The sequence below is a fragment of the Actinoplanes sp. CA-252034 genome (assembly GCF_050956125.1).
In the GTDB taxonomy this organism is placed as follows: domain Bacteria; phylum Actinomycetota; class Actinomycetes; order Mycobacteriales; family Micromonosporaceae; genus Actinoplanes.
Window position 1 is genome coordinate 4,201,108 of the sequence record NZ_CP191846.1, and the last position, 26,091, is coordinate 4,227,198.

A 26,091-nucleotide genomic window follows, 5' to 3' on the forward strand; every position below is an offset into this window, starting at 1 on the left:
TCAAGATGACGGCATGACCTCTCCGGCGCAGCGAAGCCCCCGGCGCACCGACGCGCTCTCCCGGGAGCGGATCGTCGAGGCGACCGTGCACCTCCTCGACACCGCGGGGGAGGACGGGCTGACCGTCCGGGCCGTCACCGCCCACCTCGCGACCGGGCGCGGTGCGATCTACCACCACGTCGCAGGCAAGGACGAGCTGCTCGCCGCCGCCGCCGACGACGTGATCGGCCGGGTGACCGCCCACACCGGCCACGACGATCCGCGGCAGGCGATCCGGGCGCTGGCGCTGGGCATCTTCGACGCGATCGACGCGCACCCGTGGGTGGGGGCCCAGCTGTCGCGCGAGCCGTTCCAGCCCGCGGTCCTGGGCATCTGGACGAGTCTCGGGACGCAGCTGAGCCGGCTCGGCGTCACCGGCGCGGCACTGTCCTCCGCCGGCTCAGCGCTGGTCAACTACGTGCTCGGCGCGGCAGCACAGCATGCGGCCGGCGCACGCCGGGCCCCCGACGAGACGGCTCGCCGCGACTATCTCGAAGCCCTCGCGAAGCGGTGGGCGCAGCACGACCCCGATCAGGCCGTCCGGGAGTCGGCGGCGCTGCTGCCCGACCACGACGACCGCGAGCAGTTCCTCGCCGGAGTGGACATCTTCCTCATCGGCGTCACCCACCAGCGGGCCGGCGGATGATCAACTCCGTGTGCTGCCCGGCGTGCCGGGTGGCGCGACCCTCTCGTCCATGCCGACGGTCTGTCCGGACAGAGCACGCAGGCTGTCGATCAGCGGCGGCAGGCGCTCCCGCTGGTCGATCGAGGTGAACCAGGTCCACAGTTCGAGGGCGTGGAACATCCGGTACAGGTCGATGCGCTCGGCACCGTACGCCGGCAGCGGGCCGTAGCCGTCGAGCAGCGCGGCCCGCTTCTCCGGCGCGTCGTCGAACTGCAGCGTCTTGGCCAGGTCGGTCATCGGGTCGGCGGCCTCGGCGTTCTCCACGTCGATGAAGCCGGTGACGGCTCCCGCCTCGTCGACCAGGACGTTGCCCTCGTGCAGGTCGTTGTGGCACAGCACCGGACCGGTGCAGGCGGCGAAGCAGTGATCGGCCGCGGCCACCCGCTTCGCGACGGCGTCGTGGAGGTCGACGGGGCCACCCGCGTCCAGGAACGCGGCCGACCGGCGGGCGAACTTACGGCGCACATACGTCGTGTTGTCGGCCACCGGATCGACGATCTCGGTGGTGAGGGAGCCGTAGGCCGGCAGGCGGATACGGTGCAGGGCGGCCTGGAACTCACCGATACGACGGTAGGCGGCCCGCACGGCGGCGGGATCGGGGGCGCGTTCCCACATCGGCTTTCCCGGCAGCAGCGTGAGGACCGTCGTCCGGGTCTCGCGGTCGACGTGCACGATGCGGGGCACCTGCGCCACACCGGCCATCAGCCCGTAGACGTACACCTCCTTGGCCTGCGCTGACCGGTCGTCGGAGGCGTACCGCTTGACGATCAACCGCTCGCCGTCGGCGAGCCGGATCTCGTGCACCGTGTGCAGCGATCCGCCGGTGCGCTCGACGACGTCGACGACCTCGAAACCGTCGGGGATCACCGGGCGGCCCGTGCGGTGACCGGCCCGCGGGCATCGCCGCCGCGCAGGCTGCGGGGAGACACCCCACGGACCCGCTTGAACGCGGCGCTGAGCGCGAACGGGCTGGCGTAACCGACGTCGCGGGCGATCGCCTCCAGTGTCGCGTCACTACGGACCAGCATGTCGGCGGCACACGACAGGCGCCACTCGGTCAGGTAGGTCATCGGCGGGACCCCCACCAGCTCGGTGAATCGACGCGCCAGCGCCGCGCGCGAGCAGCGTGCCTCGGCGGCGAGGGACGCCACCGTCCAGGCCCGGTCGGGCCGGGCGTGGATGCAGGTGAGGGCGGCGCTGACGAGCGGATCGTCCTGGGCGGTGTACCAGCGCGGCGGACGGGCGTCGGGCCGCGCCAGCCACGTACGCACGGCGGTGATCAGGATCAGGTCGAGGAGCCGGTCCAGCACGACGTCCTGGCCGGGGGCGTCGCGGTCCACCTCGTGCATGACGTGCCGGATCAGCACCGAGTCCCACTCGCCGGGCCGCAGCACGACCAGCTCGGGCAGCGCCGACAGCAGCGACCGGCTGATCTCGGCGGGGGAGTGGTAGGTGCCGGTGAGCAGCATCGTGGCGCCGTCGGCGTCATTGCCCCACGAGCGCAGCCCGAGCGGTCCCATCGGGCGGGCGCCGACCACACCGGCGAGCGGCCGGCAGACCTGGTCCGGACCGATCGCCACCTGCGGCGCCGTCGTGGCGGAGTCGGCCACCGTGTACGGGTCCGAGCCGCTCACCACGGCCACATCGCCCGGCACGATCTCGGCCGTCGCCGCACCCGACGTGAGGTATGCCGACCCCCGCACGACCGCCACCAGCGTCAGTGGAGCCTCGTCCTCGATGCGGATCGACCACGGCGCCGACAGCAGCGAGCGGAGGATGAACGCTCCCCGCGCCCGCGGATCGAGCAGGCCACCGACCGGATCCATCCTGGCAGCGTAGACGCTCGCGTATGGAATCGGGTGCCTGCCGCATGGATAAGCTCATCGACCTGCGGTGACATGGAGTCATGACTCGCCCCTGGGAAATCCTCACCGCAGCGACCGTCGCCGGGAGCGGGCTGCTCGCCGGCGTGTTCTTCGCGTTCTCCGCATTCGTCATGAGTGGCCTGCGACGGTTGCCGGAACAGGACGGCTCGGCCGCGATGCGCTCGCTCAACGTCACCGCGCAGCGTCCGCCGCTCATGATCGCCCTGTTCGGCGTCTCGGTGCTGTGCGTAGTGGTGATCGTGCGGGCGATCGCCGGGTGGCCGCGACCCGGTGCCGTGTGGTTGCTGGCCGGCGCGATCGTGACCCTCGTCGGAGCGGTCGGCGTCACCGCCGCGATCAACGTGCCCCTGAACAACCGCCTGGACGCCGGCACGGTCCTGTGGTCGCAGTTCCTGGCCGCCTGGGAACCCGCCAACCACGCCCGGACGATCCTCTGCCTGCTCGGATGCGCCCTCCTGTCGGTCGGCACGATCCGCTGGCACTGACCTCGCCGCACCCGGTGGACCATCCGTGGCCTCGAACGCCGACCCGTCTCCATCGCCGTTCGATGCGGGACCGGCGGCTGCCGTACTACAGGGTCGCTTTCAGGCAGGCGATACCCGCGGTGGCCGAGTCGACAGAGGTGGAGATCAAGCCTGCGGTGCAGGCGGCGATCCGGGCATAGCGGCCTGGGAAGGGCAACGATGCCGCTGTGCAGAAGCCCGACCGCACGCCCGTGACCTCATAGCCCAGCCTTCTCAGTTCCTCGGTGCAGGCTCCGCGGCTCAGGACCGTGATGGAATCCGCTCTCGGGGTCGCGGGTGATTCGCTGCCCGCCGCCCAGGCTGACTCGGCGGGTAGCAGCAGCGTCCCCGCGGCGACCACAGCGGTGACGATGCGGCGCGGAGCGGTGCCGCGACGCGGCGGACGCGGCCGGCGACCCGGTGCTTCAGGGGCATGCTGGGATCGCTGCATCTGGTCGCCGCGCTGGCAAGCCGGTTCCGGAAGCGGCTCTTCAGCGATCGGACCTGCGTGACGGCAGACGAGTCCTGCCGAGGGGTCACCGCTGGTTTCCCGCGCGCAGCCAGGTGATGTAGTCGGCGGCGGCCGCGGCGGTGTCGTACCGGGGCTCGAACCCGGTGTCCTCGCGCAGTCGTGTGATGTCGAGCCAGCTCACCGGGCGGTCTCCGGCCGAGGGGAGCTCGCACCGGAAGTCGGGCTCGACCGAGTTGATCGCGGCGATGACGTCGGCGTTGCTCGTGGCGCGGCCAGAGGCGATGTTGTACGTGGAGTGGTTCAGCTTTCCGGCGAGCTGCAGCAGCGCGAGTGCGCGACCGGTGTCCTTGACGTAGAGCAGGTCGAGGGCGTCGTCGGCGTGCGGCGGTGCGACGAGTCCGGACAGGTCGGGCTCGCTGCGCCGGGCTGCGGCATGAGCCAGGGACGGGGCGGCGAAGAACGGGTCGGGCAGGTGGCCGCCGGGACCCCAGGTGCCGGAGATGCGCGCGTTGACGATGTCCACGTCGGTCACGTCCGAGAGGTGGCCGGCGAGAAGCTCGGTGATCTTCTTGAACGTCGGGATGGCGTGGAAGTGTTCTAGAGGGATCGGCGCGTCCTCGGTGAGCGCGCCTTCGGAGGCGAAGCCGTACACGCCGATGGTGCTCGCGGTCACGACACGGCGCACACCCCAGATCTGCGCGGCGCGGACGATGTTGAGGAACGCCTCCAGTGCGCCCCTCGTGGCGTCGATGGGGTCGGTGTCGGTCACCGGCCACGGCAGGGCGACGGCGAGGTGCACGATGCCGGTGATCGGGTACCGCCGGCCCACGGCGAGCAGGGCGTCGAGATCGGCGACATCGGCCTGTACGGCGTGAACGGGCAGGTCGGCCAGGTGCGGCGGGACCTGTGGGGTGCGGCGCTGAAGCAGAACGCACTCCTCGCCGGCGTCGGTGAGGGCCCGGACGGTGTGGGAGCCGATGAAGCCGAGCCCCCCGGTTACGAGGATCATGGCCGTACCTTTCGCAGTTTCTCTGATCATCAGTAGTACTGACGATCAGGCTACGCCTAAGATGAGGGCCGTGTCCACCGAGCCGAGCACCACCGCTGACCCGCACGAGGTCCTGGGGTACCTCCTCAAGCACGCGACCCTGAAGCTCACCGCGCTGACGGACGCGGCGCTCGCACCACTGGGGATCGACAGCAAGGACCTCGGGGCACTCCGGGTCCTGGCCCACCGGGAACCGACGTCGCAGCTGCAGGTGGCGCAGACACTCGGCATCGACCGCACCACGATGGTGGCCCTACTGGACGTGCTCGAGCGCAAGGGCATCGTCACCCGGCGACCCGACCCCACAGACCGGCGTAGGAATGTCGTCGAGCTCACCGAACAGGGGTTGCAGACGTACGACGCGGCGCAGGTGGCGCACGGGAAGGCCGAGAGCGTGTTCCTGGCCGCGATCAGTTCGAGTGCGACCGATCAGCTCCGCCGGACCCTGCGAACCCTCGTGGAGGACCGGCCCCGGTAAGGCACCTTCCGCCGACACGACGATGGAAGGCGCGCCGAGGGCATCGCCTCGGATGGCGGCCGTCATATGACCGCCATCCCCGGCAAGGTGTGCCCATGACTCTTGACCGTTCGGGATCCAGAATCGACCACCTCAACATCGCGGTGCCCGACCTCGCCGCCGCTGTAGCGTTCTACGAGCCCGTGCTGGCCGCCATCGGGATCACGAAGATGCTGGAGATCCCACCGAATGCGACGCCGAACCAGCCGACCGCTATGACCGGCTTCGGTCTGGCGGACGTCAAGCCGTATTTCTGGCTCATCGACGGGGGCACCGTGGGCACGAACATGCATCTGGCATTCACCGTCGACACCCGCGACGACGTGGCCACCTTCTACCGCGCGGCGCTGGAGGCCGGCGCTGTCTCGCTGCTGGAGCCGGCGATTCATCCCGAGTACCACAGCGACTACTACGGTGCTTTCGTGCAGGACCCTCACGGCATCAACCTCGAGGCAGTCTGTCATCGCACCGGAGCATGACTAGTTTCGGATGATCGGTGAACCTCATGGATGCAGATCCATTAGTCGCAACCGGCGAACGTGGGGCAGACGGTGTTCAATTCCTGGGACTGAGCGCGCCTACCAGATGATGACGCCTCCCTGTATCGGCCTGGCGCGCTCCACCGCGTACAGCATGGTGGTCAGGTATCGAAGGATGCGTTCCGCATCGAGACCGGTCCCGGTGGACAGCTGCTCGATGTTCGCGGCCAGCAGCAGGCACTCCTGCTCGAAGGCATCGAGTCGGTCGGGGGGAATCTGAAGGTTCCCGCGGTTCTCCTCCGTGACGTCGGCGAGCTGCGGCAGGAATGTCGCACCGAGACGTCGAGCGGTCGCGGAACCCCACAGCTCGTAGCGGAAGCTCTCGGCTCCCACGCCGGTGCTCGTGCCCGGCGGGGCCGTGACGACGTCCCGCCCGGCATAGGCTTGGTCGTTCGGGATCCAGACCGCGATGTCCAGGCTCATTGCCGCGCCCCCGCACCTCTCGCATGACGGCCCCCGCAGCGGCGATCATAGGCGCTGACGCATCACGACGTGGCACACGATCCGTAGCGGCCGACGAGCGCGCTCAGCCCTGGTCGATGGTGGCCGGCCAGACCGGTTGCAGCACGTGCCAGTCGTGTGGATGCCGGCGGACCGCGTCCGTGAAGACGTCGGCCAGCTCCTGCGTCATCGCCGCCGTCCGGGTTCGGATGGTGCCGTCACGGTCCGGGACGATCTCCGGGTGGATGCGGACCCGTAGCCGCGCACCGTCGTACCAGAGTGACACGGGCATCAGCGCGGCGCCGGTGCGCAGTGCCAGCCGGGCGGGCCCGGCCGGGAATGTCGTCGGCGCGTCGCAGAACCGTACGCCGATGCCGGCCGCCGATGTGTCGCGGTCGGCGACCAGGCACACCACCTTGCCGGCCTGCAGCCGTCGGGTGAGCGTGGTGACCGCCCGGCGGGTCTCGTCGGCGGGCAGCACCTCGATGCCGAGGGCCGTGCGGTGGTTCACGAACCGCTGGTAGAGCCCTTCCGGGCGCAGGCGTTGCGCGACGGTGGTGAACTCGTGCCCGCTGAGCACCAGCGCGGCTCCGGCCAGGTCCCAGTTGCCGCAGTGCGGCAGCGCCAGCAGCACCCCGCGGCCGGTGTCACGGGCGGTGGTCACCCGGTCCAGCGACTCGAAGACCACGGTGTCGCGGATCCGGTCCCGGCTCCATCCGGTGAGCCCGAAGAACTCCCGCCAGTAGCGCAGGTAGGAGTGCACGCCCCGGGCGGCGGTGGTGGTCACGGCGGGACTGTCCGCGGGCCGGCCGAGCACCTGGGCCAGGTTGGCCCGCAGCTGGCGCATCCCACCCGCGCCGGTCCACCGCATTCCGATGGCGATGGAGTCGAAGACGAGCGCGGCAATCGGGTCCGGTAGCCGCGGCGTGACCCGCCAGGCGAGACTGTAGAGCCGGCTGGTCAGGTCCTCTTCCACGCCGGGATGGTAACGGTCGCCGCTGAGCGGACGATTGGCCGACCGGGGCGTGCGCCGAGAGGCCTGTCGCCCACTGACACGCTTCAGCGACGGTTACCGGGTAGCGGAGCTCAGGCCGCGGCGTCGGCTTCGCTCTGCCGCCCGGAGATCGCCCCACGACGCCGGCGGCGGTGGGGTGTGCGGCCGAGTCGACGGGCCGGAGGCTGGCGGTGGGGCCGGATCATGGGGGTGTGGATGACCAGGAGGATGTCAATCGGCTCTGCCGGAGGGTGTATTTCGGGGCGCAGGACGTCGCGGTGGACCGGGCGGACGCGTTCGATCTGGCCGGCTTGGTGCTCGCGTCGTGGCCGGGCGACCAGGATGCCACCGAGCTCGCCTCGATGAGCATCGACTACACGCGGGCCGACTGGTCGCGGATGGCGGAACTCGCCCTCGCTCTGCTGGCGGCGATCCGCTTCGAGCCGGCCTTTCCGCAGGAGCCGGGGTGGCTGCTGGGTCTCGAGGACGCCATGCGGCTGGTGAATCACGACCTGGCCGCGAGTGGCCTGTCCCAGGGTTGCCGGCTTCGGTTCCGGGAATGGGGCGACGGGCTCGGCGGCACCGTCTACGCGCAGAGCTGGGCCGGTGACGCGGGTACCGGATCGGGTATTCCGGCTGACGCCGGCGCCGACCCGGTCTCCGCGGTGGTGGCGGTGGCCGACGACGCGCAGGATGCGGTGGTGCACACGATCTGGTCGGCGTGGCCGCTGTGTCCCGTGCACCGGTTCGGTGTCCACGTCCGCGAGCACGACGGCGCGGGCGTCTGGTGGTGCACCGGCGACGGCGGCCATGTCGCGGCCGCTGTCGGGCGGTGGGCAGGGCCTTGAGCGACGGCCGGCCGACCCGGTCTCGGCCTGCCGGGCCCGGATCCGACCACCCGTCGACACGGATGGGTGAACCTGTCTGACGCGATCCTCGTCAGTGCGCCCGGTGACCCTCGCCTAGGGCAGGCGGTGTGCGGCTTCCGGGTGGACCCGCCGAACGCCAGCCCTTACTCGGGCCCGGCGGGGCGCACCCACGGTCGGTCCGGCGCGCCGCCGTGTGGCGGGCCCGGATCGAGTTCGCGGGGGGAGGTCCACCCCGCTGGCTTGATCTTGATTCCGTGTCTGGTTGTCGTGCCGCTATAGTCACCGGTGTGGCCGAGCCGATTCGCCTGATGGGCGCACACGAGATCCGTATCCGCCTCGGTGGCGTCAGCCGCCAGCGTGCCTACCAGATCACCAGCCGCGCCGACTTCCCCACTCCCGCTGCCGACCTGTCTCAGGGCAAGGTGTGGTTCACCGAGGACGTCGAGGCGTGGATCAAGGAGCGCCGACCGCATCAGGACGACGTAGACGAGTAGTCGATCCGTTCCCATCGCGAGCGTCTCCCGCGCCGGGCCGAACGTGCACGCCACGCCCGGCTGCAGGGGGACGATCCGCTGTGCGCGAGGCCGGGCGCAGGGGGACGATCCGCTGTGCGCGAGGCGGGGCGGCTCACGGCGTACCGGGAGAGGGTGGGGGAGGGGCCGCCGTGCTGGCGCGGATCACCAGGCAGGTCGGCAACAGGACGTGTCGGGGTGTCGTGTCGCCGGTCGTGCGTGACTGCGCGATGGCGGCGGTGAGTGCGGCGGCGGCCGCGCGGCCCTTGGCTTCGACGTCCTGGCGCACGGTGGTGAGCGCGGGCTGGACCTGGGCGGCGATCGGGTTGTCGTCGAAACCGACCACCGAGAGGTCGTCGGGGACCCGCAGCCCCAACTCGGCGGCGATCTGAAGGACGCCGTGGGCGACCACGTCGGAGAAGCAGAGGACCGCGGTGGGACGGTCGGAGCGGTCCAGTAGCAGGCGGGCGCCGCGGCGTGCCGGGTTGAGGCCGGTGCCGTCCTGACGGACCGCGATCGGGGTGATGCCGGCCGGGTGCAGCGCGTCCTGCCAGCCCAGCAGGCGCTGGCGGGAGGCGTGGCCGTCGAGCAGGCTCACGTCGGCGTCGACGACGCCGTGCGGGCCGTGCAGGCCCGACAGCAGCAGGCCGATGTGGCGGTGACCGAGATCGATCAGGTGTTGGGCGGCGGCCCGGGCGCCGGTGCGGTCGTCGACGTTGACGCTGGAGATCTCCGCGACCGGGTCCTGGTCGACGTAGACCAGGGGGAGCCGGCGGCGGGTCAGCACGTCGACGACCGAGGACGTCGGGTCGCAGGAGTAGACGAGGGCGCCGTCCATGGCGAGGTCGCGGGCGGGGACGATGGCGCCGCTGTCGGCTGAGGTGAGCAGGGTGATGGCCAGGCCGGTGGGGGCGAGCTGCTCGGCGATCGCGCCGAGGAAGCTGGTGGCGATCTGGTCGGTGAAGGCGTAGCGCAGCGCCGACGTCAGGACGATGCCGATGGTGCCGGTGGTGCCCTTGGCCAGGGCGCGGGCTGTCGGGTCGGGACCGACGTAGCCGAGCTCGTCGGCGGCGGCCAGGATGCGTGACCGCAGCGCCGCGGAGAGCTGGTCGGGTTTGGAGAAGGCGTTGGACACGGTCATGCGGCTGACGCCGATGCGGTCGGCGATGGTCTGCAATGTCACGCGTGCCGCCACGTCACCGCCGGTTTCCTGTGTCCCCTCGCCGTTGCTGGCCACGATAGCGCTGTGGTGGCCGCCCGGCTGCGGGGAGGTCAGGCCGGGGAGATGACGTGGGCGGCGCGGATCAGGCTGCGGGCCACGCCGGCGCGGATCGTGCGGGTGCGGCGGGGGCGTTCGGTGTGCGCGACGACCGGGGCGTCCGGGCGGGCGCTGCCGATGTTGTCACGGGTGGCGGCGACGGCGGTGACCAGGGCGACGGGGAAGTTCATGGCTGACTCCTTGGATCGGCTTCTATACCGGTACAGTAACGCTGCCTTCTTTACCGGTCAAGAGCCCTCGGCGGACCGGGCTGCGCCGCCCGGTCCGGCATTCCCGGCGCCGGCTTCCAAGAAGATCGCGGGGGTACGGTCGACGCGCTCCCGCATGTCGCAAGAGGCCGCCACGGCTTCAGGAGATGGTCGGCGCGCCGTCGATCACGGGGCGGACCCGGGTCAGCATCAGGTCGAGAAATCGCCCCGGCTCACGGAACGACGCGAAGTGGCTCGCCCCGCTGATCAGGGCGAAGTCCTTGACCGGTGCCGTGACGTCGTCGAAGAGCCGCCGGGCCGGGCCGGCCGGGGTGATCACGTCGTGCTCGCCCTGGAAGACGAAGAACGGGATCGTGAACGTGGTGCCCTCGGCCCACTCGTCGATCGTCGCCGACTCCAGCGTGAGCGGCTCGGAGAATCCCATCGCCCTGGTGTAGGCGCCCACGTCACGCAGCGTGTGCAGCGGTGAGGTCAGCAGCGAGCCGAGCACCACGGTCCGCAGGGTGTGCGAGGTCAGCGGGTCGGAGCCGCCCAGCAGCCGGTGGTAGCGCGACCACTGCTCGGCGCTCCACGCCGCCCGGTCCGGCCCGAACGCGGTGACCTCGGCCAGTTGCCTGCGTCTGCCGGCGGTGGTGAGCCGCTGCATCAGCGCGTCGTAGGCGGTGTGGTCGCGGCCGCCGGCGTTGATGTTCTGGTCGGTGCCGACGTAGGCCGAATACCGCTCGGGATGGCTGCGGGCCAGGCGCAACCCGAGGAACGTCCCGAACGAGTTGGCCACCAGCACGACCCGGTCGACGCCGAGCCGGGCGCGGACGTGGTCGGTCACCTCCAGGGCGTCGCGGGTGAGCCGGTCCAGGCTGAGCTCGCCCTGACCGCCGTGCGCGAAGGTCCGGCCGGCGCCGCGCATGTCCCAGCGCACCACGGTGAAGTGCCGCTCCCAGTCGCGGGTGCGCGGGATGAACGGCAGGTTGGAGGCGCCCGGCCCGCCGTGGATCTCCAGCATCACCGGGTTGCGCCGGTCGTCGCCGCGCACCGAGATCCACTGGTCGAGGCCACCGATGCGGACGAATCCGAACTCGTCGATGCCGTGCGGGCCGGTGACGCGTAGCCGGCGGGCGTTGGCGTGACGCCGGAGCGCACGGTGACCGAGAAGTCCGGCGGCGGGCGCGGCAAGGAGGGACGCGGCGAGGACCGTACCCAACATGGTTTTGCTCCTAAACTGTTTATGACTTAAGCGATTTCGCTTACGGTATAAACAGTTAGTGGTGGCCGTCAACCCGGCCGTGTGCCGACCCGAGGAGAGCAGCCGTGGCCAAGACCGAGAAGGCGCGTGATGCCGGCGCGGCCCTCGCGTTGCTGTGGGATGAGACCGAGCAGCCCACCCGCGGTCCGAAGCCCAGCCTGAGCCCGCGCCGTCTCGCCGAGGCGGCCGTGACCATCGCCGACGCCGAGGGCCTCGACGCGGTCTCGATGGCCCGGGTCGCCGCTGTCTTCGGCGTCTCCGGGATGGCGCTGTACCGCTACGTGCCGGGCAAGGCCGAGCTCGTCGAGCTGATGGTCGAGGCGATCCTCGCCGACCGCCCCGATCTGTCGGCCGCCGGTGACGACTGGCGCGCCCGGATCGTCGAGTGGGCCCGCCGGTCCCGGGCCGTCTACCAGGCGCACCCCTGGCTGCTTCCGGCGACCGGGATGCGCCGGCAGGCGATGGGCCCGAACCAGCTCGGCTGGATGGACGCCGCCCTGGCCGCGCTCGAGCCGACCGGGCTGGGTGCCGGCGACCGGCATCAGACGTTCCTGCTGGTCGCCGGGCTGGTACGCACCATGGCCCAGCAGTCGGCCGACTACGACGCGGAGCAGGATCGCGAGTGGAACCGCCTCAACGGCGAGCTGCTGGAGCGGCACGCCCACCGCTTCCCCGCCCTGACCAGGGCCATCGTCGGCGGCGCCTTCGATCCGATCGACGACCCGCTGGGCTTCGGCCTGGACCGTCTGCTCGACGGGGTGCAGGCCCTCATCGATCGCGCGCGTTGATCGTGCCGGGTGCGATTGGGGGAAGCGCGGGAGGCGTCAGGCGCGGTCGTGCAGGGTGATCCGGTAGCCGTCGGGGTCGGCGAAGGTGAACGTCCGCCCGAACGGCCCGTCGATCGGCGCCGCGACGATGGTGTGCCCGTCGGCGGCGAGGGCGTCGTGGATGTCCTGGACGTCGGTGGCGTGCAGCCAGATCGCGACGCCGATGCCGGGCTGCGCGGCGGCGGCCAGGTCGGTGCCGGGGACGATGTCGCGCAGGGCGAACGCGATCGGTTTCGTCTCGAAGACGACGGCGTGCGGCGGTCCGGCCGGCGAGCGGACCAGGCCGAGGTAGTGCTCGTAGAACGCGCGGGAGGCGTCGAGGTCGCGGGCCTGCAGCGAGATGAAGTCGGGGCCGGTGACGGGCATGGCGATCTCCTTAAAGGCATGTCAGTTTTCTGACACGAGGAAATGTATGTCAGAATGCTGACATGAGTCAAGACGGTGCGGGCATCGACCTCGAAACGTCCCTGGGCTACCTGCTGAAGGAGGCGTCGAGCGCCCTGCGGGTCGCCATGGAGGAGGCGCTGCGGCCGTTCGGGATGAACGTGACCCGCTACTCCTGCCTGGAATTGCTCGCCCAGCGGCCGGGGCTGTCGAACTCCGAGCTCGCGCGGGGCGCGTTCGTCACCCGGCAGTCGATGAACGTGCTGTTGCAGGCCCTCGAGCGGGAGGGCTACGTCACCAGGCCCGCCGAGGCGCCCGTCGGCAAGGTCCTTCCCACCCGGCTCACACCTCGCGGTCGGCGCAGTCTCGAGCAGGCCACCGTCGCGGTCCGATCGGTCGAGGTCAGGATGCTGGCCGGCCTGACCGGGGCGGAGCAGTCGGAGGCGTTCCGGATCCTGCAGAGCATGATCCGTTCCCTGCGCGACGGTGACCGCGCGGAGGACGGCACGCCGGGGTCGGGTGACGCTGTGATGCCGAACGGGTGACTCTCCGTGGACTCGCGGGCTCGGCGGGTAGCCGAGGGTGCACAGCCCCCGCAACGAAGGAGCCACAGTGATCACTCGGGAGAAGATCGATTCCCTGCACGGGTACGACGTGTACGACTGCACCGGAGACAAGGTCGGCAGCATCGGCGCGGTGTGGACCGACGGCGCCGGAGAGCCGGCCTGGGCGAGCGTACGGACCGGATGGTTCGGGCTGGGGGAGTCGCTCGTGCCATTGCGTGACGCCGACCTGCAAGGCGATCGGGTCGTGGTGCCGTTCGAGAAGGCCTACATCAAGGACGCGCCAGACGTCGACGCCGACGCCGACGAGCCGCTGACCAGCGACGAGGTGGTCCGGCTGTACCAGTACTACGCGATGAGCTGGGACGGCAGCGCCCGCACCGGCCACACCGGCCGCTCGGCGCCACGGCACAGCCGGGGTGCCGACGCCGACGACGCGATGACCCGCTCGGAGGAGCGGCTGGCCGTCGGGACCGAGCGGGAGCCGGTCGGGCGGGCACGGCTGCGCAAGTACGTGGTGACCGAGCAGCAGCAGGTCCGGATCCCGGTCGTGCGCGAGGAGGCCCGGATCGAGCGCGAGCCGGTCACCGACGCCAACCGGGCCCGGGCCGTCGACGGCCCGGACATCACCGAGTCGGAGCACGAGACCACCCTCTACGCCGAGCGCCCGGTCGTGGACACCGAGGTGGTGCCGGTGGAGCGGGTGCGCCTGGGCACGGAGAAGGTCACCGAGCAGCGCAACGTGCAGGGCCGGGTCCGTAAGGAGCAGATCGAGGCCGACCTGCCCGGCGACGGCCCACGCCGGATCAGCTGACCGACAGCCCGTCCGGCGTCACCACACCCGGTGGCGCCGGCCCGGCCGTTCTCAGAAGCCGGGGAAGACGGCGCGCAACTCGTCCAGGCTGATGTTGCCGGTCACGTCGGTGCCGGCCGGGGTGTGCGCCGGGGCCAGGCGGCCGTAGAGCAGCCGCAGGACCGACTCCAGCGAGCCGGTGAAGGTCGCCGTCGCGGGCAGGGCGTCGGTGGTGAACCGGACCGACTCGTCGATCACGAGGCGGTACGGCGTACCGCTGATCTCGACGACCGCGGGCTCCGGCGCCTCCTTCGGCTTGCCGATGAACCCGAGCAGGAAGCCCAGCCCGCCGGCCAGGTGCTCGGCGAGGATCTCGGCCGACTCCCCGGCGAGTGTGGCGGCCGGGTCGACGCCGACCCGGACATCCCAGGTGTGCTGGGCGACCTCGCTGAGCCGCACCGCCGCGAACAGGGCCAATGGCACCGGCTCGGGCAGGAACGTCTTGACTCGCAGCTGCTCGTGGCGCTCCTCGGGCACCGACTCCAGACCCGTGACCAGCTCCTCGTTGGCGGTGATCGAGCCGCTCGCCTGCTCCTGGGGGGCCAGCGCGTTCCACCGGTCCCAGACGCTCTGGTTGAAGTCGGGGCCGGGCTCGGCCGCCTCGCCCACGGCGGCCCGGAACCCGGCCCGGGTGATCTCGGCACCGCTGCCCAGGTGCGACAGGACGTCGGCGATCGTCCATGCGGAGGCGCCGGACGGGCCGGTCAACTGCTCGCCGGTGAGCGACGGGACGAGGCCCGCAAGGCCGTCTTGCTCGCTGCGCAGGGCCGCGATGGTGCGGCCGGCAAGGGTCGTCATGGCCTCGAGCCTAACTCGACTCCCGTCCGGTGCGGCGTTGCGTCGGGCCCTGGCCGGGGAGGGTCTCGGGGCACCCGGCGGATCATGTCCGGCCGGAACAGAAAGCGAGGGCCCACGGGGGACCCTCACTTCCTTTGACTATCCATCAACCGGGACTCGAACCCTATCCTCCTGCAACATCGGTGAGCCGAAGCACCCCGTCGCGACATTTGGATCAAGCACCAATGCTTTACTGGCTGTACACCCGATCCTACTCGTCGCGCTGATTAGTTCAAGGCTTGTTTCCGACCACATCGACGTGGGTGGCCGAGCCCTTTTTCAAACTGGTGTCCACGCAGGTCTTGGCCTTGACGGCGATGTTGTCGGAAACGCGCCACAAAGACGACGAGCCGGCCTCGATATTGTTCAGCGCCGCGGCTCGGACACCGGAGTCGAAGAAAATGAGATGGTTGCGGGAGATGAGCGCCGATCGGCCGTAGAAGCCGTAGACGCGGATGCCCTCCACCGCCAGCCGGGACGCGGTCCGAATGCGTTCGACGCCCACCATGTTGCCGTCGATCGACAGGCTGGCGTGGTTGCCGACGAAGATGCCGTGCCGGCCGCCGGTCACCGATTCCGGCGCCAGCAGGATGTTGACGATGTTGTCGGTGACCACCACTCGGCCCGCGGAGTTGCGGGGCGTCCCCTCGAGACCGGCCGGTTTGCGGACACCCTGGGTGCTGATCCCGACGCTGATGCCCCGTACCACATCGCCCACCGTGTTACCGCTGATCCGGACGTCGCGGGCGACCGCCCCGCCGACCACGATGCCGCGTGCTCCCGGCATCCGGATCCCGGTGCTCGTCGTGGCCGCACTGAGCAGTTGCTGCTGGATGAAGGTCCGGAACTCCGGCGACGTGTGCACACCGACGGTGCCGATGCCGCGCAGCAGGCTCTCGGCCAGGTTGTCGAGGAAGTCGCCGATCGCCAGGTAGTCACGGCGGCGGGGCGGCAGCTTGCGCCACTTGGCCACCGTCTGCCAGGCGTCGTTCGTCAGATCGGAGCGCAGCCAGACGCGTACGTCGCCGATTCGGATCTCCTTGAAACCCGGCTTCTCGGTGAGGCTGTGGCCGTAGAGCAGCGCGGTGCGCATCTGCCTGAGGAAACGGATGTCCTTCAGCCATTCGACCGGGAACTTCGCGTTGGCGGGATCGGCCCGCACCGTGTTGCCGGTGATGACGCTGCGCCCGTAGTTGACGACCTGCAGGCCGATCTGGTTGGCGCCGACGGTGATGTCGCAGTCGGTGATCCGTGCGGTGGTCCGCAGCGCCGACGACTGATCGACGGATCGGGTGTGCAGCGAGACGGCGGCCGAACAGGTGACCGGATCGGGAGCGCAGCCCGCGACGACGCGGGAGACGGCGACCCGGGTGCAGTCCAGGGCGGTGATCGCGCCGTCGACTGCGACCTCGGATCCGGGCCGCGGCCCGGTGACGTCGCCGCGCACGGTGAGGTCGGAGACGTCCACCGACTCGCAGCCGACGAATCGGAACACCGCCTTCAACTGGCGGCCGAAGATGCGGCTGCCGGCGCCGTCACCGTGCAGCCGTACGGTCCGGTTACGGAACTCGATCGTCCGGTCGGTGGTGTAGTCGCCGGGCTGGAAGCAGACGCAGACGTCGGCCATGCCGGCCAGCGAGTCCAGGGTGTGCTGCCAGTTCGTCGACGGTGACACGGTGACGCAGCATCCACGGCTCCGGGTCAGCGGCTCCACCGTGGGCCGGCAGTCGAAGACGGTGTGTGTGCCGCCGGGCCGCCAGTGCACGATTCCCAGCGGCGCATAGAAACGGCGGGGGCCCTCGGCGGGCATGCCGGACTCCAAGCGCCACGGCACCACTCGGGCGGGGCTCTCCGGCCGGGCCGCGATGATCCAGAAGTCGCCGGGCCGGAGCGGACCGCCGGTCAGGGTGACGGTCAGACCCGTACCGGCCAGCGGCAGCGGGGTGCCCGGGGTGAAGGCGATCTCGCCGGACGACGCGGTGTCCGTGCCACGGTTCCACACCCGCAGGTAGAAGTAGCTGTCGGCGACGGTGCTGAGGTCCGCCGCGTCGGACCGGCTCTGCCAGGTCGCACCGAAGGTGGACGGAACGGCAGGGGTGACGGCGACGGACTGGTCGGCAGGGTCGTACGAGGCGGTCACCCTGGCCAGGTGCCCGCCGTGCGTCCCGGCCACCTTCTGACCGTTCGGCAGCACCGCCGACCAGGGCAGCAGCTCGACGGTCTGCTGGGCGAGCGGCCAGTGCGCCTCATCCTTCGGCGGCTGCAGGAACCGTATCCTCTGTACACCGGCGACGTTGTTCACGCGTACCCGGTAGAGCGGTGACGCGTTGTCGTAGCTCCACAGCAGCCTGTCGCCGTTGCCGCCGATCTCCACCCGGATCGCCTGGTTCTCCGCGCCCAGGTAGCCGTCCTGGGCGGAGGGGCTGCACAGGTTGCCACCGGAACCGGCGTTCGGCTCGAACCCGACGGTGAGCAGACCCGTACTGAGCAGCTCGTGATCGTCGCTCAGGGTGCCGAGCGCGGCCCGGACCGCGGTCCAGGCGGTGGCGCAGTTCTCGGTGCCGACGCCGGGCAGCACCCGGACGCGGCGCATGAGGCGCATCCGCACCGAGGTGTCCGGGCCGCCGAGCGCGATCTCGGTCAGCTCGGCGTCCTCCACCGCGGTCACCGGTTGCTCCCACACCTCCAGGTAGACCGCGTCGATCCGCTCGGCGGCGAGGTCGGGCCGTTCCGCGGCGGGCTGCTGGAGCCAGTCCCGTTGCAGCGCGAACGACTCGGGCCGCTCCAGCGTGACGCGGTGGCCGCCGACGTACATGGTTCCGGGTTGAAGATCGAAGTCGATTCTGCCGTTGGGTGCCCGTGGCGCGGTCACCCGGAAGCCGGCGTCCGGCGAACCGGCCGGCCCGATGACCTGGGCCCGGGTACGCCGGATGTCGTCGCTCCCGATCGCCTCGGCCTCGTTCCAGTCGTCGTCGGACAGCAGCCGCCCCTGCTGCGCCCGCACCCCGGTCCAGTGTTTGGGTGCGTGCGGGTCGAACGCCGAACGGGTCACATCGTGGGCCATGGCTATGTCTCCGTGGTGAAGAGAGGGATGAGGCCGAACGGCATGAACTCGGCGACCTTCGCCTGCAGGCTGTCCAGCTTGATCGGGCTCAGCAGACGGTGGAAGGCGCCGATCTCGGTGCCGTTCTCACCGCCTCGGGTCACGGCCGGGGGAGCGACGTCGGAGAGCTGGCCGTAGCCGGAGTCGCCGAAACGCTGCGAGGTGAACAGCGACCGCGGGTCGGTGATCTCCACCGACTCGTACGGCTGCGGCACCCGGCCACCCGGACCGACGGCGCTGAATCGCAGGCAGCCGGTCTGCACGTCCTCGATCGTGACCGGTCCGGTGCAGAGCAGCTCGGAGGCCTCGATCCGGTGTGCCCTGAGCTCGCCGAGCACGGTGACGCCCCGGATGTGCAGCACACCGTCGGCATGCCGGAGAGCGACCGGCGTGGCGGCCGGATCGGTGGTCTGCACGATCGAATCGGTGATCGTGAGGGAGCCGGCGAACCCGGCCGGCGTGACCGTCACCGGGCCGGTCACGCACGCCTCGATCCGCAGGTCGTCGACCTGCGAGTCGACGGAGAGCGTGATCGGGCCCAGGGCCCCGCCGTCCACGTCGGCGCCGCCCGGATCGAGGGTGCAGTGCGTGATCCGCACCGAGGCCCAGCTCCCGTTCGCCACCGCGGCCAGCCGTATGGTGCGGGGCCCGCGCGCGCCGAGCCACCATCCGTCGAGCACCAGTTCGCTGTCCGGGGCTTGCGCCGTGAGGACCAGGTCGGCGCCGAGCTCCACGTAGGGACGCTGCTCGCCGCTCGCCTGCAGCACCAGCCGCGGGTTCGCGGCCATGTCCTCCACCGGCCCATAGGTGGCGGAGTCGGCGAGCTCCACCGCGGCGTCCGGTCCGGCCGGTGGCGCCGCGACGGGCCCGCCGCCACGGCGTTCGGCGGCCACCGGCAGGTCCACCGGCCCGGCCGCCCGATAACCGCCGGCACCGATCGGACCGCAGAGCCCATAGGCGTAACTGACCGCGACCCGGGCCGGCTGGGCGCCGGCCGCGAACACGCCGAGCCCGTTCTCCGCGTCGATCACCAGCCGCATCCCCGGCGGGCTGACGCTGCCGCCCGCGAGGTTCCCGGCGGCGGTCACCTCCTGCGGCGCCACCGACAGCGGGCCCGCGGCCGGTCCGGACTCGACCCGGATCGACCAGCGGTCGGTGCCGGCCGTCCCGGTCCCGGTCCCGGTCCCGGGCAACAGTGCCGCCTTCCCGCACGCTGGCACGATCGTGTCGGCCAGGATCCGGTTGGTGGCGGCCGTGCCCGGAACCGGCACTCCCGCGGCGGCGAAGAGATCCGCGACCCGGATGCGCAACGCGGCCTCCGAGATCAGCGGCACACCACGCAGCCTCCGCAGCACCGCGGCCTGCGCGGCGGTCACCGTGGCGTCGGCCAGCCAGACCAGAACGGCGGCCTCGGTGACCAGGTACTCCGCGTGGGCGAGCACCTCGCACCGGATCGGCGCGGGCAGCTCCCACTCCCGCGCCGGGCGCCACCCGTCGGTGAAGTCCGGCCGGCTGTGCGTGGCGAACAGCGTCACGGCACGCCCGGACGGGTCGAACGTGAAACGCCGACGGCCGCCGGCGTCCACGGCCAGCACCCGCGGCGTGGCCCGCAGCACCGGGAAGGCACGCAGCCGGTACAGGTGGAAGACCAGTTTCGTGATGCCGTGCCGGCCGTCCACGCCGCCCCGGTGACGGCGGACGTCGGGCAGGTGGGCGAACTCGTCCCACGGTCCGCCGGCGGGCGTTGCCCCGCGGGCGCGGCGCAGATCGGGCAGGCCATGGGCGGGGGTCCCGGTGTGCCGCCCTCTCGCGGCCGGCGTCGCATCCAGGCCATGAGGGGTACGGGCGAGTCGCCGGAACTGTTCGACCACGGTGCCCTCCCAGCCGGTGACGTCCGCGGTCAGCCCTTCCAGCACCGCCACCGTGCCGGCCCGACGCCGGTAGTAGATGGTGTTCGCCACGTCGACCCGCCGTGCCCGGGTGTCGAGCGCCGACACCATCCGGGTGCCGACGAGATCACCGAGGTAGGGCACCGCCCAGTCGTCGCACAGGTCGATGAAGACGTCCTCCCACAGCCGGTCGGTGCTGCGGCGCAGAACGGCGGCCTGCCCGGCGAGGGTCTCGACCAGTGCGCGCAGCACACCATCGCGGTCCTCGTCGCGATAGAGCGGCGGGATCAGCTCCCACAGCTTCTCCGCGTAGTACCGCGGCAGCCGGTCGTCGATCTCAGGCACCGGTCTCCTCCGTTCCGCTCACGGTCAGCGCCACCTGGAACCATCGGCCGGGGCCGGGCTGGTAGCCGTACTCGCTGAAGCCGCCGCCCTGCCAGGTCAGCCCGGCGACCCCGGCGACGCCCGGGACGGCCGTCAGCGCTGCCAGCAGGACGCTGCGGAACAGCGGCGTTCCCACCCCGATCCGTTCGGGGCAGAGCATTCCGGTGACCGGGCCGGTCAGGGCGTCGAGCACGTCGGCGAGTACTACGGCCCGCTGGTGGCCGGCGCGGATCCGCAGGTCGGCGTGCAGGTCGGTGGGCATCGCCTGCGCCGGCGTCACGGTGATCGGGGTGGCCGGCGCGGTGGCCGCACGCAGCGCCGCCGTGATCGGCGCGGCCAGGGTCGGCGGCCCGATGTACCAGATCCGGACGGCGGGCAGCTGACGTTCCGCGTCCCACGCCCACTGCGCCTGCACGCTCGGTACGCCGGGCTGCCCGGCTGCCAGCGCCTCCATGTCCTGGATGGACACGGCCCGGCCGAACAGCAGCGCGGACCGCGGCGCGTACGTGCGGATCCGGTCGGGTGACTCCGGGTCGGCGCCGCCGGCCGCGGGCACCGGGTTGCGGACCGCGGTGATCCCCTTGACCGGCCGGGCGAGCTGGGTGATCCCGCCCGCTGGGGGAGAGGCCGCGCCGGCGCCGAAGCGGTAGGCGGCGACGACCGGGGCCCCGGACGGCAGGCGGGCGCCGCGGGTCCCGTCGCCGAAGGTCACCGAGGTGTCGCCGGCGTCGTCCTGGCGCAGCACGTACACCCGGGCGTCCGGTGCGACACCGAAGAAGCTCGGCACCTCGGTCCAGCGGATGTCCTGCACCCAGACGGTGAGGGTGCTGCGCACGCCGCCCGGGTCGGCGCCGGTGAGCACGGACAGGTAGGTGAGCGGCTTCTTGCGCAGGGTGAACGACTGCTGGGCGACCGCGGCGTCGCCGATGCCGAGGAGCTCGGCGGGCACCGTCTCGCCCCGGGACACGTCGACCAGGTTGGCGTGCACGGTCGCCGGCGGGTTCAGGGCGACGGGCAGAGCCTGACCCTGATCCGGCAGCAGCGTGCCGGTGGTGAAGTCGACCGTGCCGGACAATTCGGCCGCGGCGCCGTCGGCGTCCTCGAGCAGGAACGCTGTGGGGCGGGAGCCGTCCGGGGGCGCCTCCACCGGTGGACGCAGCCGTAGCACGGCGCCGGGGACGATACGGCTGTCCAGTGGCAGCGTGAGGGTGCCGGCGTCGCTCAGTGCGTACCCGATGATGATCTTTCCCGGGTCGGTGCCGAGGGTCGCCGCCGGCCAGGACGGGCTGATGGTCAGGACGGTGACCGGCGTGCGCAGGTCGGGGGTGGTCACGTCGCCGACCTTGCTGCCCGCGGCCAGTCTGCGGGTCGCCTGGGCGACCGCCATGACGGTCAGTGCGGCGGTCGCGGCCGGGCCCGCGGCGATCACCCGGGCGCCGGGCCGGATCGCCGGGACCGTGCCGGTCAAGGCCACCGTGGTGGTCGTGGCGGTCAGCGTCTGCGGTTCCAGCGGTCCGTTCCACAGCGTCGTCGTCTGACCGGGCCGGGACAGCCGAGCGCCGGCCAGCGGCACCGCGACCGGCACCGTCCGGTCGAGAGTGACCAGTTGCCCGTCGCCGGTGCGGTCGACCCGGGCCGCGGTGAACACACCCACGGCCAGCCCGGCCGACTCCAGGAGCAGGTTGTCACCGGTCCGGACCCGCGACGACCGGCGTTCCACGAGCAGGCTCCGCGACCCCGGCGTGATCGTCGCGGGCCGGGTCGGTTCGAGGGCCCAGCCGTTGAGCAGCGGATGCACGGTGTGGTCGGCGCCGGCCTCGAACACCTGCGGGGCCTCGGCGCCGAACGCGGCCGAACGGAACGCGGCGCCGGCGGGCAACACCAGCGGGATCCGGCCGCCGGCCCGGACCGCGAGCCGGGCCCGGGCCGCGACCGCGGGGCGCGGGCGGTAACCGAGCAGCCCGACGAGGCGGCGCACCGACGGGGTGAGCCGGGCGGTACGCAGGTAGCACTCGTGGGCGATGGTCTCGTCGTAGAACGACACGATCTCGCAGGCGTACGCCCACATCTCCAGCAGCATGACGCCGAGGTCCTGGTCGCCGCGGGCGCGCCAGGCGGCCAACGGCGCGCTGGCCGGCAGGGCGGCGAGCATCTCCCGGCGGAAGTCCGCGAACCCGGCGATCTGCCGGGGGATCCGGGTCAGCCCGGCGTCGACGGCCAGGGCCCGCGGGTGGCCGCCGGGGTCGCACCCGCAGTGCTGCCTTCTCATGCGCCACCGTCCGTGACGAGCCGGTACGACCCGCGGCCGGGGTGCAGGGGATCGTTCTCCACGCGGATCACCTCGTCGAGACCCGGCCGGTACGCGGCTGGAAGCTCGCGCCACGCGAACAGCCCCCGCCGCCGGAAGGAGATGGACCGCACCGCGCGGACACCGGCGACGCCCTGGACGGTGGCCTCCAGGCGGGACCGGTCCAGGGCGGTGTCGAAGGTGAACCGGTCCGGGTCGAAGAAGGCGTCCAGCACGCGAGCCACCTGGACTCTCACCTCCGCGGCGTACGCGTCGGCCGCCACACAGACACCGATGATCAGGTCGAGGTCGGCGTATCTCGGGTCCAGCGCCGACGTCTCCCGCCCGGCCTGCCGGAACCGGTCGAGCTGCTCGGTCAGCTCGGCGCGTTCGGCCGCGGTCACCTCCACCCGCGACCGCGGGTCCGGGGTGACGAACGCGGTCAGCCACGACCCGGTCCAGCGGAACGAGCATCCGGCCCGCTGCACCCAGTCGAGCCGGCCGGCGGCTTCGGCGTAGTCCTCCGGCCGTACCGCCCGCAACGTGGTGGCCCGGAACGCCTCCGGCGCCAGCTGCCGGATCTCCGCGGGCGTCTCCGGGTCCACGCCGTTGTCGACCGGGAACGGGTTCTCGACGGCCGTGATCAGGGCCCCGGCGCCGTCGGCGTACCGGATCGCGCCGGCCGGAAGGTTACCGGGCCGGCCGTTGCCGACCAGATAGCTCGCCCGGAACCGGGTGCCGCGCGCCGGGATCAGCCCGAACTCGCCGTCACCGAACCGGATCGTCACGCCCGCGCCGGTGGCGTGGTCGACGTGCACGAACTCATGGTCCACCCGCTGATATCCGACGATCCGCCGCCAGAAGCCGTCGTCGAGCACGTAGTCGCGGCTCTGCGGCCCGGAGGCGGGCGCGTCCAGCAGCGAATGCCGGGCGGTCCACGGCCTGCCGTCGACGAAACCACCGGCGCCGTCGGGAATCCGTTCGGTCAGCCGCAGCTCCGGTTCGGCCAGCCGCGGGTCGTCCGGCGCCGCGGCGGACCGTCGCCGGACCAGGCCGTCGGTGTCGGTCCGGTAGAGGCTGAACAGCAGCGCGCGGCTGCCCCGCGGGCCGGTGCGTTCGACAGCCCAGGCCGGCTCCGGAGGCTCCGGCGGATCGGCCGGGTCGTCACCGGCCGCCGCCGGCAGTTCCGCGGCCCGCAGCGCGGCGGGCGCCGGCACCGAGCCGTCACCCGGGCCGATGACGAAGGTACGGGCCACGTGCTCACCGGCGACCGCGGGCAGCACGTTGCCGTACACCCGCAGGGAGGCCAGGTCGAGCGCCTCGGTGAGCGCCTGGTCCGCTGCCCATCGCACGTGTGTCGTGTCGCGCCCGAGCAGCGGATCCCGGACCACCTCGGCGGAGGTGATCCGGACCAGCCGGGCCCGCACGGGTGCCGCCGGATCGGCGGGTTCGGTGCGCAGCAGCAGCCAGCGCCCGGGCAGGTCACCGGCCGGTTCGTCGTCGAAGGGGTGCAGCGCGTCCACCACCGCCTGGCCGCCGTCCAGCGACAACGAGGTGGCACCGACCGGCAGGCACACGTCCTGCTCGTCCCACTGGTAGGGGATCAGCCGGTCGGCGTTGCGTGCCGGATCGACCGGGTAGGCGCTGCCGGCCAGGATGTCGTCCAGGTCGCGGCCGACCGAGAACCCGATCCGCTGCCCGTCGCGGAACGCGTGCAACCCGGTTCCGGCCGGCACCGGCCCGGGAGCCTTCGCGGTGACCACGATCCGGGTGTCCGCACCCAGCCCGTCGTGGATCCGGTAGTCGACCAGGCGGGCGTGCCGCCGCAGCGACCGCCGCTGGGTGGCGGTCTCCAGGTGCGCCTCCCGCCCGATCCGGTCCTGCTGGTAGGCGAGCTCGTCGGCGAGTGCGGCCATCGCCTCGGTGAGCATCACCGCGGCGTCGGCCTCGAGGCGGTCGGCCCACCTCGGGTAGCGCTGCGCCGCGAAGTCCAGCAGCGTGGTGCGCATGCTCCAGAAGTCGCGGGCCTGGTAGTCGACGGCGAGGTCCGGCGCCGGCGTGTCGTCGCATCGGTGTGCGGTGTGCTCGCAGTCGACCCCGGTCGGGCAGCCCGCCTTGAACGAGAAGTCGACGCCCGCCAGGTACGGGTCGAACAGGGGGCCGCCCGGCGGATCGGTGAGGGTCATCGTGTAGCGGGTGAAGCCGCCCGGCAGTGCCGTGGTGACCCGGAGCACGACCTCGCCGTCCACCGTGGGAAAGCCGATGCCCTGGACCGGCACCGGCGCGGCGTCGCCGGCGGTGGCGGTGATCGCGACCTGCGCGGCGGTCAGCCGGGCCTGCTGCTGCGCGGAGGGTTCGGCGAGGAAGTGCACGTCGAGCGTGGTCTGGGTGGCCGGGTCGACCGTCAGGTGATCGATGCCGAGCACCGTGTTGCCGGCGTGCAGCCGGCCGCGCCGGTCGATGCCGCCGATCACGGCGTCACCACCAGGTTGAGGATGCGGCGTGCGGCGCGTGCGTTGATCAGGTACGCGACGGTGACGTCGAGTCGCGCGCCGGTGGCCGTGACCCGGACATGGTCGACGGTGATCACCCCGGGCAGCCATCGTTGCAGCGACTCCAGCACCATCACCTGCAGCAGCGCGGCGGTGGCCGTGGAGTTCGGGGCGAAGACCATCCCGCGCAGGCCGCAGCCGAAGTCCGGCCGGTTGATCCGCTCCCCGGGCCCGGTCAGCAGCACCTGCCGGATCAGCTGGTCGACGTGCGCGGCGTAGTCCGGCTCCTGCGCCAGCCGCCCGGCCTCGGGGTCGATCGCGAACGGGAAGCGCACGCTGTCGCTGACCGGTCTCATCGGGTGCTCACCCGGCTCTGCGTGGCGACCACCGAGACCGGTCCCTGCGGCACGTTCAAGGCGTTCATGCAGAGCCCGGACGAGGACGCCGAGAGGGTCGGCGAGCCCGCCGACACCCGCAGGTCGCTGACCAGCCAGGTCACCGACAGGCACGGGCTGGGCCCGGCCGTGGTGCTGAACGCGCACCCGGCGACGGTGAAGGTGTCGCCTGTGGTCAGCAGGTAGGCGTCGCTCCCGGCCCGGGTGTTGGCCGGGGTGGCCCGCACCTGACCGCCGTGCGGGCACTGCATGGTGGTGTTCACGGTCAGTGTGTCGCCGGACATCACATCACCTCCAGGGCGCCGTCGTCGATCGAGACGCTGGACTGGGTGACGGCGACGCTCTGGCCGCCCATCTCGCTGCGTACGCCGTCGGTGGAGACGGTGTGCGTGGCATCGTCGCGCCGGGTCACGACCTCGTCGCCGACGATCAGCTCGCCGGCGTCGTCGACGGTCAGGCGTAGCTCGGACATGTCGTCGTCGAGCACCAGCGTCGACGCGAGGGTCCGCAGCACCTTCGCCGGTGCGCCGGTCGCGTCGTCGGGGAGCTCGTCGTCGGCCCAGAAGAAGCCCGACCAGATGGGGTACGACGGGTCGCCGGCCTCGAACTCGACCCAGACGCCGGTGCCCGTCTCCGGCATCAGGAACAGGCCCACCTTCACCCCGGCGTACGGGACACACGGCATCGCCCAGCTCTCCAGCTCGCCGAGCACCGCGGGCACCCGGACCTTCAGCCGTCCACGGCTGGTCGAGTCGACGTTGTCGGTCACCGTGCCCCGGAACTTGCCGAAGTGCCGGTGCCGTACCCAGTCGACGAGCTGCTCCAGCGGATCGACGTCCAT

General features: G+C 71.9%; 26 protein-coding genes. 9 read left to right on the top strand and 17 right to left on the bottom strand.

Annotated features, from left to right (window positions below):
- Positions 1–13 precede the first annotated feature (13 nt).
- A complete protein-coding gene (locus tag ACQPZW_RS18930) occupies positions 14–685 on the top strand; it encodes a TetR/AcrR family transcriptional regulator (RefSeq protein ID WP_433796221.1) in 672 nt (223 codons plus the stop codon).
- Here the strand turns inward: ACQPZW_RS18930 and ACQPZW_RS18935 are convergent, their stop codons facing one another.
- Together ACQPZW_RS18935 and ACQPZW_RS18940 are read right to left on the bottom strand one after the other, a co-directional pair.
- Entirely contained in the window at positions 686–1,591 is a 906-nt protein-coding gene (locus tag ACQPZW_RS18935) for a phosphotransferase family protein (protein ID WP_433796222.1), read from the bottom strand. It lies immediately after the preceding gene.
- On the bottom strand, positions 1,588–2,550 hold the full coding sequence (locus ACQPZW_RS18940; protein ID WP_433796223.1) for an AraC family transcriptional regulator: 963 nt from the start codon (positions 2,548–2,550) through the stop codon (positions 1,588–1,590). Before ACQPZW_RS18940 ends, ACQPZW_RS18935 begins: the two co-directional genes overlap by 4 nt.
- A gap of 80 nt (positions 2,551–2,630) precedes the next feature.
- Between ACQPZW_RS18940 and ACQPZW_RS18945 the strand changes: the two genes are divergently transcribed.
- Positions 2,631–3,095, top strand: a complete 465-nt coding sequence (locus ACQPZW_RS18945) for a DUF1772 domain-containing protein (RefSeq protein WP_433796224.1) — start codon at positions 2,631–2,633, stop codon at positions 3,093–3,095.
- Positions 3,096–3,649: 554 nt separating this feature from the next.
- Here ACQPZW_RS18945 and ACQPZW_RS18950 read toward each other — a convergent pair.
- Positions 3,650–4,594: an NAD-dependent epimerase/dehydratase family protein gene (locus tag ACQPZW_RS18950; RefSeq protein WP_433796225.1), complete on the bottom strand. Its 945-nt coding sequence runs from the start codon at positions 4,592–4,594 to the stop codon at positions 3,650–3,652.
- Positions 4,595–4,664: 70 nt separating this feature from the next.
- Between ACQPZW_RS18950 and ACQPZW_RS18955 the strand changes: the two genes are divergently transcribed.
- Together ACQPZW_RS18955 and ACQPZW_RS18960 are read left to right on the top strand one after the other, a co-directional pair.
- Positions 4,665–5,111, top strand: coding sequence for a MarR family winged helix-turn-helix transcriptional regulator (locus ACQPZW_RS18955; RefSeq protein ID WP_433796226.1), 447 nt, complete (start codon positions 4,665–4,667; stop codon positions 5,109–5,111).
- Between the two features lie 95 nt (positions 5,112–5,206).
- Positions 5,207–5,629, top strand: coding sequence for a VOC family protein (locus ACQPZW_RS18960; protein ID WP_433796227.1), 423 nt, complete (start codon positions 5,207–5,209; stop codon positions 5,627–5,629).
- A 99-nt stretch (positions 5,630–5,728) separates the two neighbouring features.
- On the opposite strand, the gene ACQPZW_RS18965 is transcribed toward ACQPZW_RS18960, so the two are convergent.
- Together ACQPZW_RS18965 and ACQPZW_RS18970 are read right to left on the bottom strand one after the other, a co-directional pair.
- A complete protein-coding gene (locus ACQPZW_RS18965; RefSeq protein WP_433796228.1) occupies positions 5,729–6,112 on the bottom strand; it encodes a hypothetical protein in 384 nt (127 codons plus the stop codon).
- A 103-nt stretch (positions 6,113–6,215) separates the two neighbouring features.
- Positions 6,216–7,106: a phosphatidylinositol mannoside acyltransferase gene (locus ACQPZW_RS18970; protein ID WP_433796229.1), complete on the bottom strand. Its 891-nt coding sequence runs from the start codon at positions 7,104–7,106 to the stop codon at positions 6,216–6,218.
- Between the two features lie 230 nt (positions 7,107–7,336).
- On the opposite strand from ACQPZW_RS18970, the gene ACQPZW_RS18975 reads away from it, so the two are divergent.
- Positions 7,337–7,972, top strand: a complete 636-nt coding sequence (locus ACQPZW_RS18975) for a hypothetical protein (protein WP_433796230.1) — start codon at positions 7,337–7,339, stop codon at positions 7,970–7,972.
- A 329-nt stretch (positions 7,973–8,301) separates the two neighbouring features.
- Complete coding sequence (locus tag ACQPZW_RS18980; RefSeq protein ID WP_433797574.1) at positions 8,302–8,487, top strand: DNA-binding protein; 186 nt, start codon at positions 8,302–8,304, stop codon at positions 8,485–8,487.
- A gap of 133 nt (positions 8,488–8,620) precedes the next feature.
- On the opposite strand, the gene ACQPZW_RS18985 is transcribed toward ACQPZW_RS18980, so the two are convergent.
- From ACQPZW_RS18985 to ACQPZW_RS18995, 3 genes are all read right to left on the bottom strand, one after another.
- Positions 8,621–9,742: a LacI family DNA-binding transcriptional regulator gene (locus ACQPZW_RS18985; protein WP_433796231.1), complete on the bottom strand. Its 1,122-nt coding sequence runs from the start codon at positions 9,740–9,742 to the stop codon at positions 8,621–8,623.
- A 35-nt stretch (positions 9,743–9,777) separates the two neighbouring features.
- A complete protein-coding gene (locus ACQPZW_RS18990) occupies positions 9,778–9,954 on the bottom strand; it encodes a hypothetical protein (protein WP_433796232.1) in 177 nt (58 codons plus the stop codon).
- A gap of 178 nt (positions 9,955–10,132) precedes the next feature.
- Positions 10,133–11,197 (bottom strand): alpha/beta fold hydrolase, encoded by a 1,065-nt coding sequence (locus ACQPZW_RS18995; protein ID WP_433796233.1) that lies wholly within the window; start codon positions 11,195–11,197, stop codon positions 10,133–10,135.
- A gap of 104 nt (positions 11,198–11,301) precedes the next feature.
- Between ACQPZW_RS18995 and ACQPZW_RS19000 the strand changes: the two genes are divergently transcribed.
- On the top strand, positions 11,302–12,024 hold the full coding sequence (locus ACQPZW_RS19000) for a TetR/AcrR family transcriptional regulator (protein ID WP_433796234.1): 723 nt from the start codon (positions 11,302–11,304) through the stop codon (positions 12,022–12,024).
- Positions 12,025–12,060: 36 nt separating this feature from the next.
- Here ACQPZW_RS19000 and ACQPZW_RS19005 read toward each other — a convergent pair whose 3' ends face one another.
- Complete coding sequence (locus tag ACQPZW_RS19005) at positions 12,061–12,429, bottom strand: VOC family protein (protein ID WP_433796235.1); 369 nt, start codon at positions 12,427–12,429, stop codon at positions 12,061–12,063.
- 62 nt (positions 12,430–12,491) lie between these two features.
- Between ACQPZW_RS19005 and ACQPZW_RS19010 the strand changes: the two genes are divergently transcribed.
- Positions 12,492–12,992 carry a MarR family winged helix-turn-helix transcriptional regulator gene (locus ACQPZW_RS19010; RefSeq protein ID WP_433796236.1) on the top strand — a complete coding sequence of 167 codons (501 nt, stop codon included), beginning with the start codon at positions 12,492–12,494 and terminating at the stop codon, positions 12,990–12,992.
- Positions 12,993–13,059: 67 nt separating this feature from the next.
- On the top strand, positions 13,060–13,824 hold the full coding sequence (locus ACQPZW_RS19015; RefSeq protein WP_433796237.1) for a DUF2382 domain-containing protein: 765 nt from the start codon (positions 13,060–13,062) through the stop codon (positions 13,822–13,824).
- Positions 13,825–13,875: 51 nt separating this feature from the next.
- On the opposite strand, the gene ACQPZW_RS19020 is transcribed toward ACQPZW_RS19015, so the two are convergent.
- From ACQPZW_RS19020 to ACQPZW_RS19055, 8 genes are all read right to left on the bottom strand, one after another.
- Positions 13,876–14,661, bottom strand: a complete 786-nt coding sequence (locus tag ACQPZW_RS19020; protein ID WP_433796238.1) for a maleylpyruvate isomerase family mycothiol-dependent enzyme — start codon at positions 14,659–14,661, stop codon at positions 13,876–13,878.
- Between the two features lie 271 nt (positions 14,662–14,932).
- Entirely contained in the window at positions 14,933–17,764 is a 2,832-nt protein-coding gene (locus tag ACQPZW_RS19025) for a DUF6519 domain-containing protein (RefSeq protein WP_433796239.1), read from the bottom strand.
- A 2-nt stretch (positions 17,765–17,766) separates the two neighbouring features.
- Positions 17,767–20,037, bottom strand: coding sequence for a hypothetical protein (locus ACQPZW_RS19030; protein WP_433796240.1), 2,271 nt, complete (start codon positions 20,035–20,037; stop codon positions 17,767–17,769).
- Positions 20,030–22,345: a hypothetical protein gene (locus ACQPZW_RS19035; RefSeq protein WP_433796241.1), complete on the bottom strand. Its 2,316-nt coding sequence runs from the start codon at positions 22,343–22,345 to the stop codon at positions 20,030–20,032. Before ACQPZW_RS19035 ends, ACQPZW_RS19030 begins: the two co-directional genes overlap by 8 nt.
- Positions 22,342–24,837, bottom strand: a complete 2,496-nt coding sequence (locus ACQPZW_RS19040; protein WP_433796242.1) for a hypothetical protein — start codon at positions 24,835–24,837, stop codon at positions 22,342–22,344. Before ACQPZW_RS19040 ends, ACQPZW_RS19035 begins: the two co-directional genes overlap by 4 nt.
- On the bottom strand, positions 24,834–25,211 hold the full coding sequence (locus ACQPZW_RS19045) for a GPW/gp25 family protein (RefSeq protein WP_433796243.1): 378 nt from the start codon (positions 25,209–25,211) through the stop codon (positions 24,834–24,836). The genes ACQPZW_RS19040 and ACQPZW_RS19045 overlap by 4 nt, the downstream gene beginning before the upstream one ends.
- Complete coding sequence (locus ACQPZW_RS19050; RefSeq protein ID WP_433796244.1) at positions 25,208–25,534, bottom strand: hypothetical protein; 327 nt, start codon at positions 25,532–25,534, stop codon at positions 25,208–25,210. Before ACQPZW_RS19050 ends, ACQPZW_RS19045 begins: the two co-directional genes overlap by 4 nt.
- Positions 25,534–26,091 carry a phage baseplate assembly protein V gene (locus ACQPZW_RS19055; protein WP_433796245.1) on the bottom strand — a complete coding sequence of 186 codons (558 nt, stop codon included), beginning with the start codon at positions 26,089–26,091 and terminating at the stop codon, positions 25,534–25,536. Before ACQPZW_RS19055 ends, ACQPZW_RS19050 begins: the two co-directional genes overlap by 1 nt.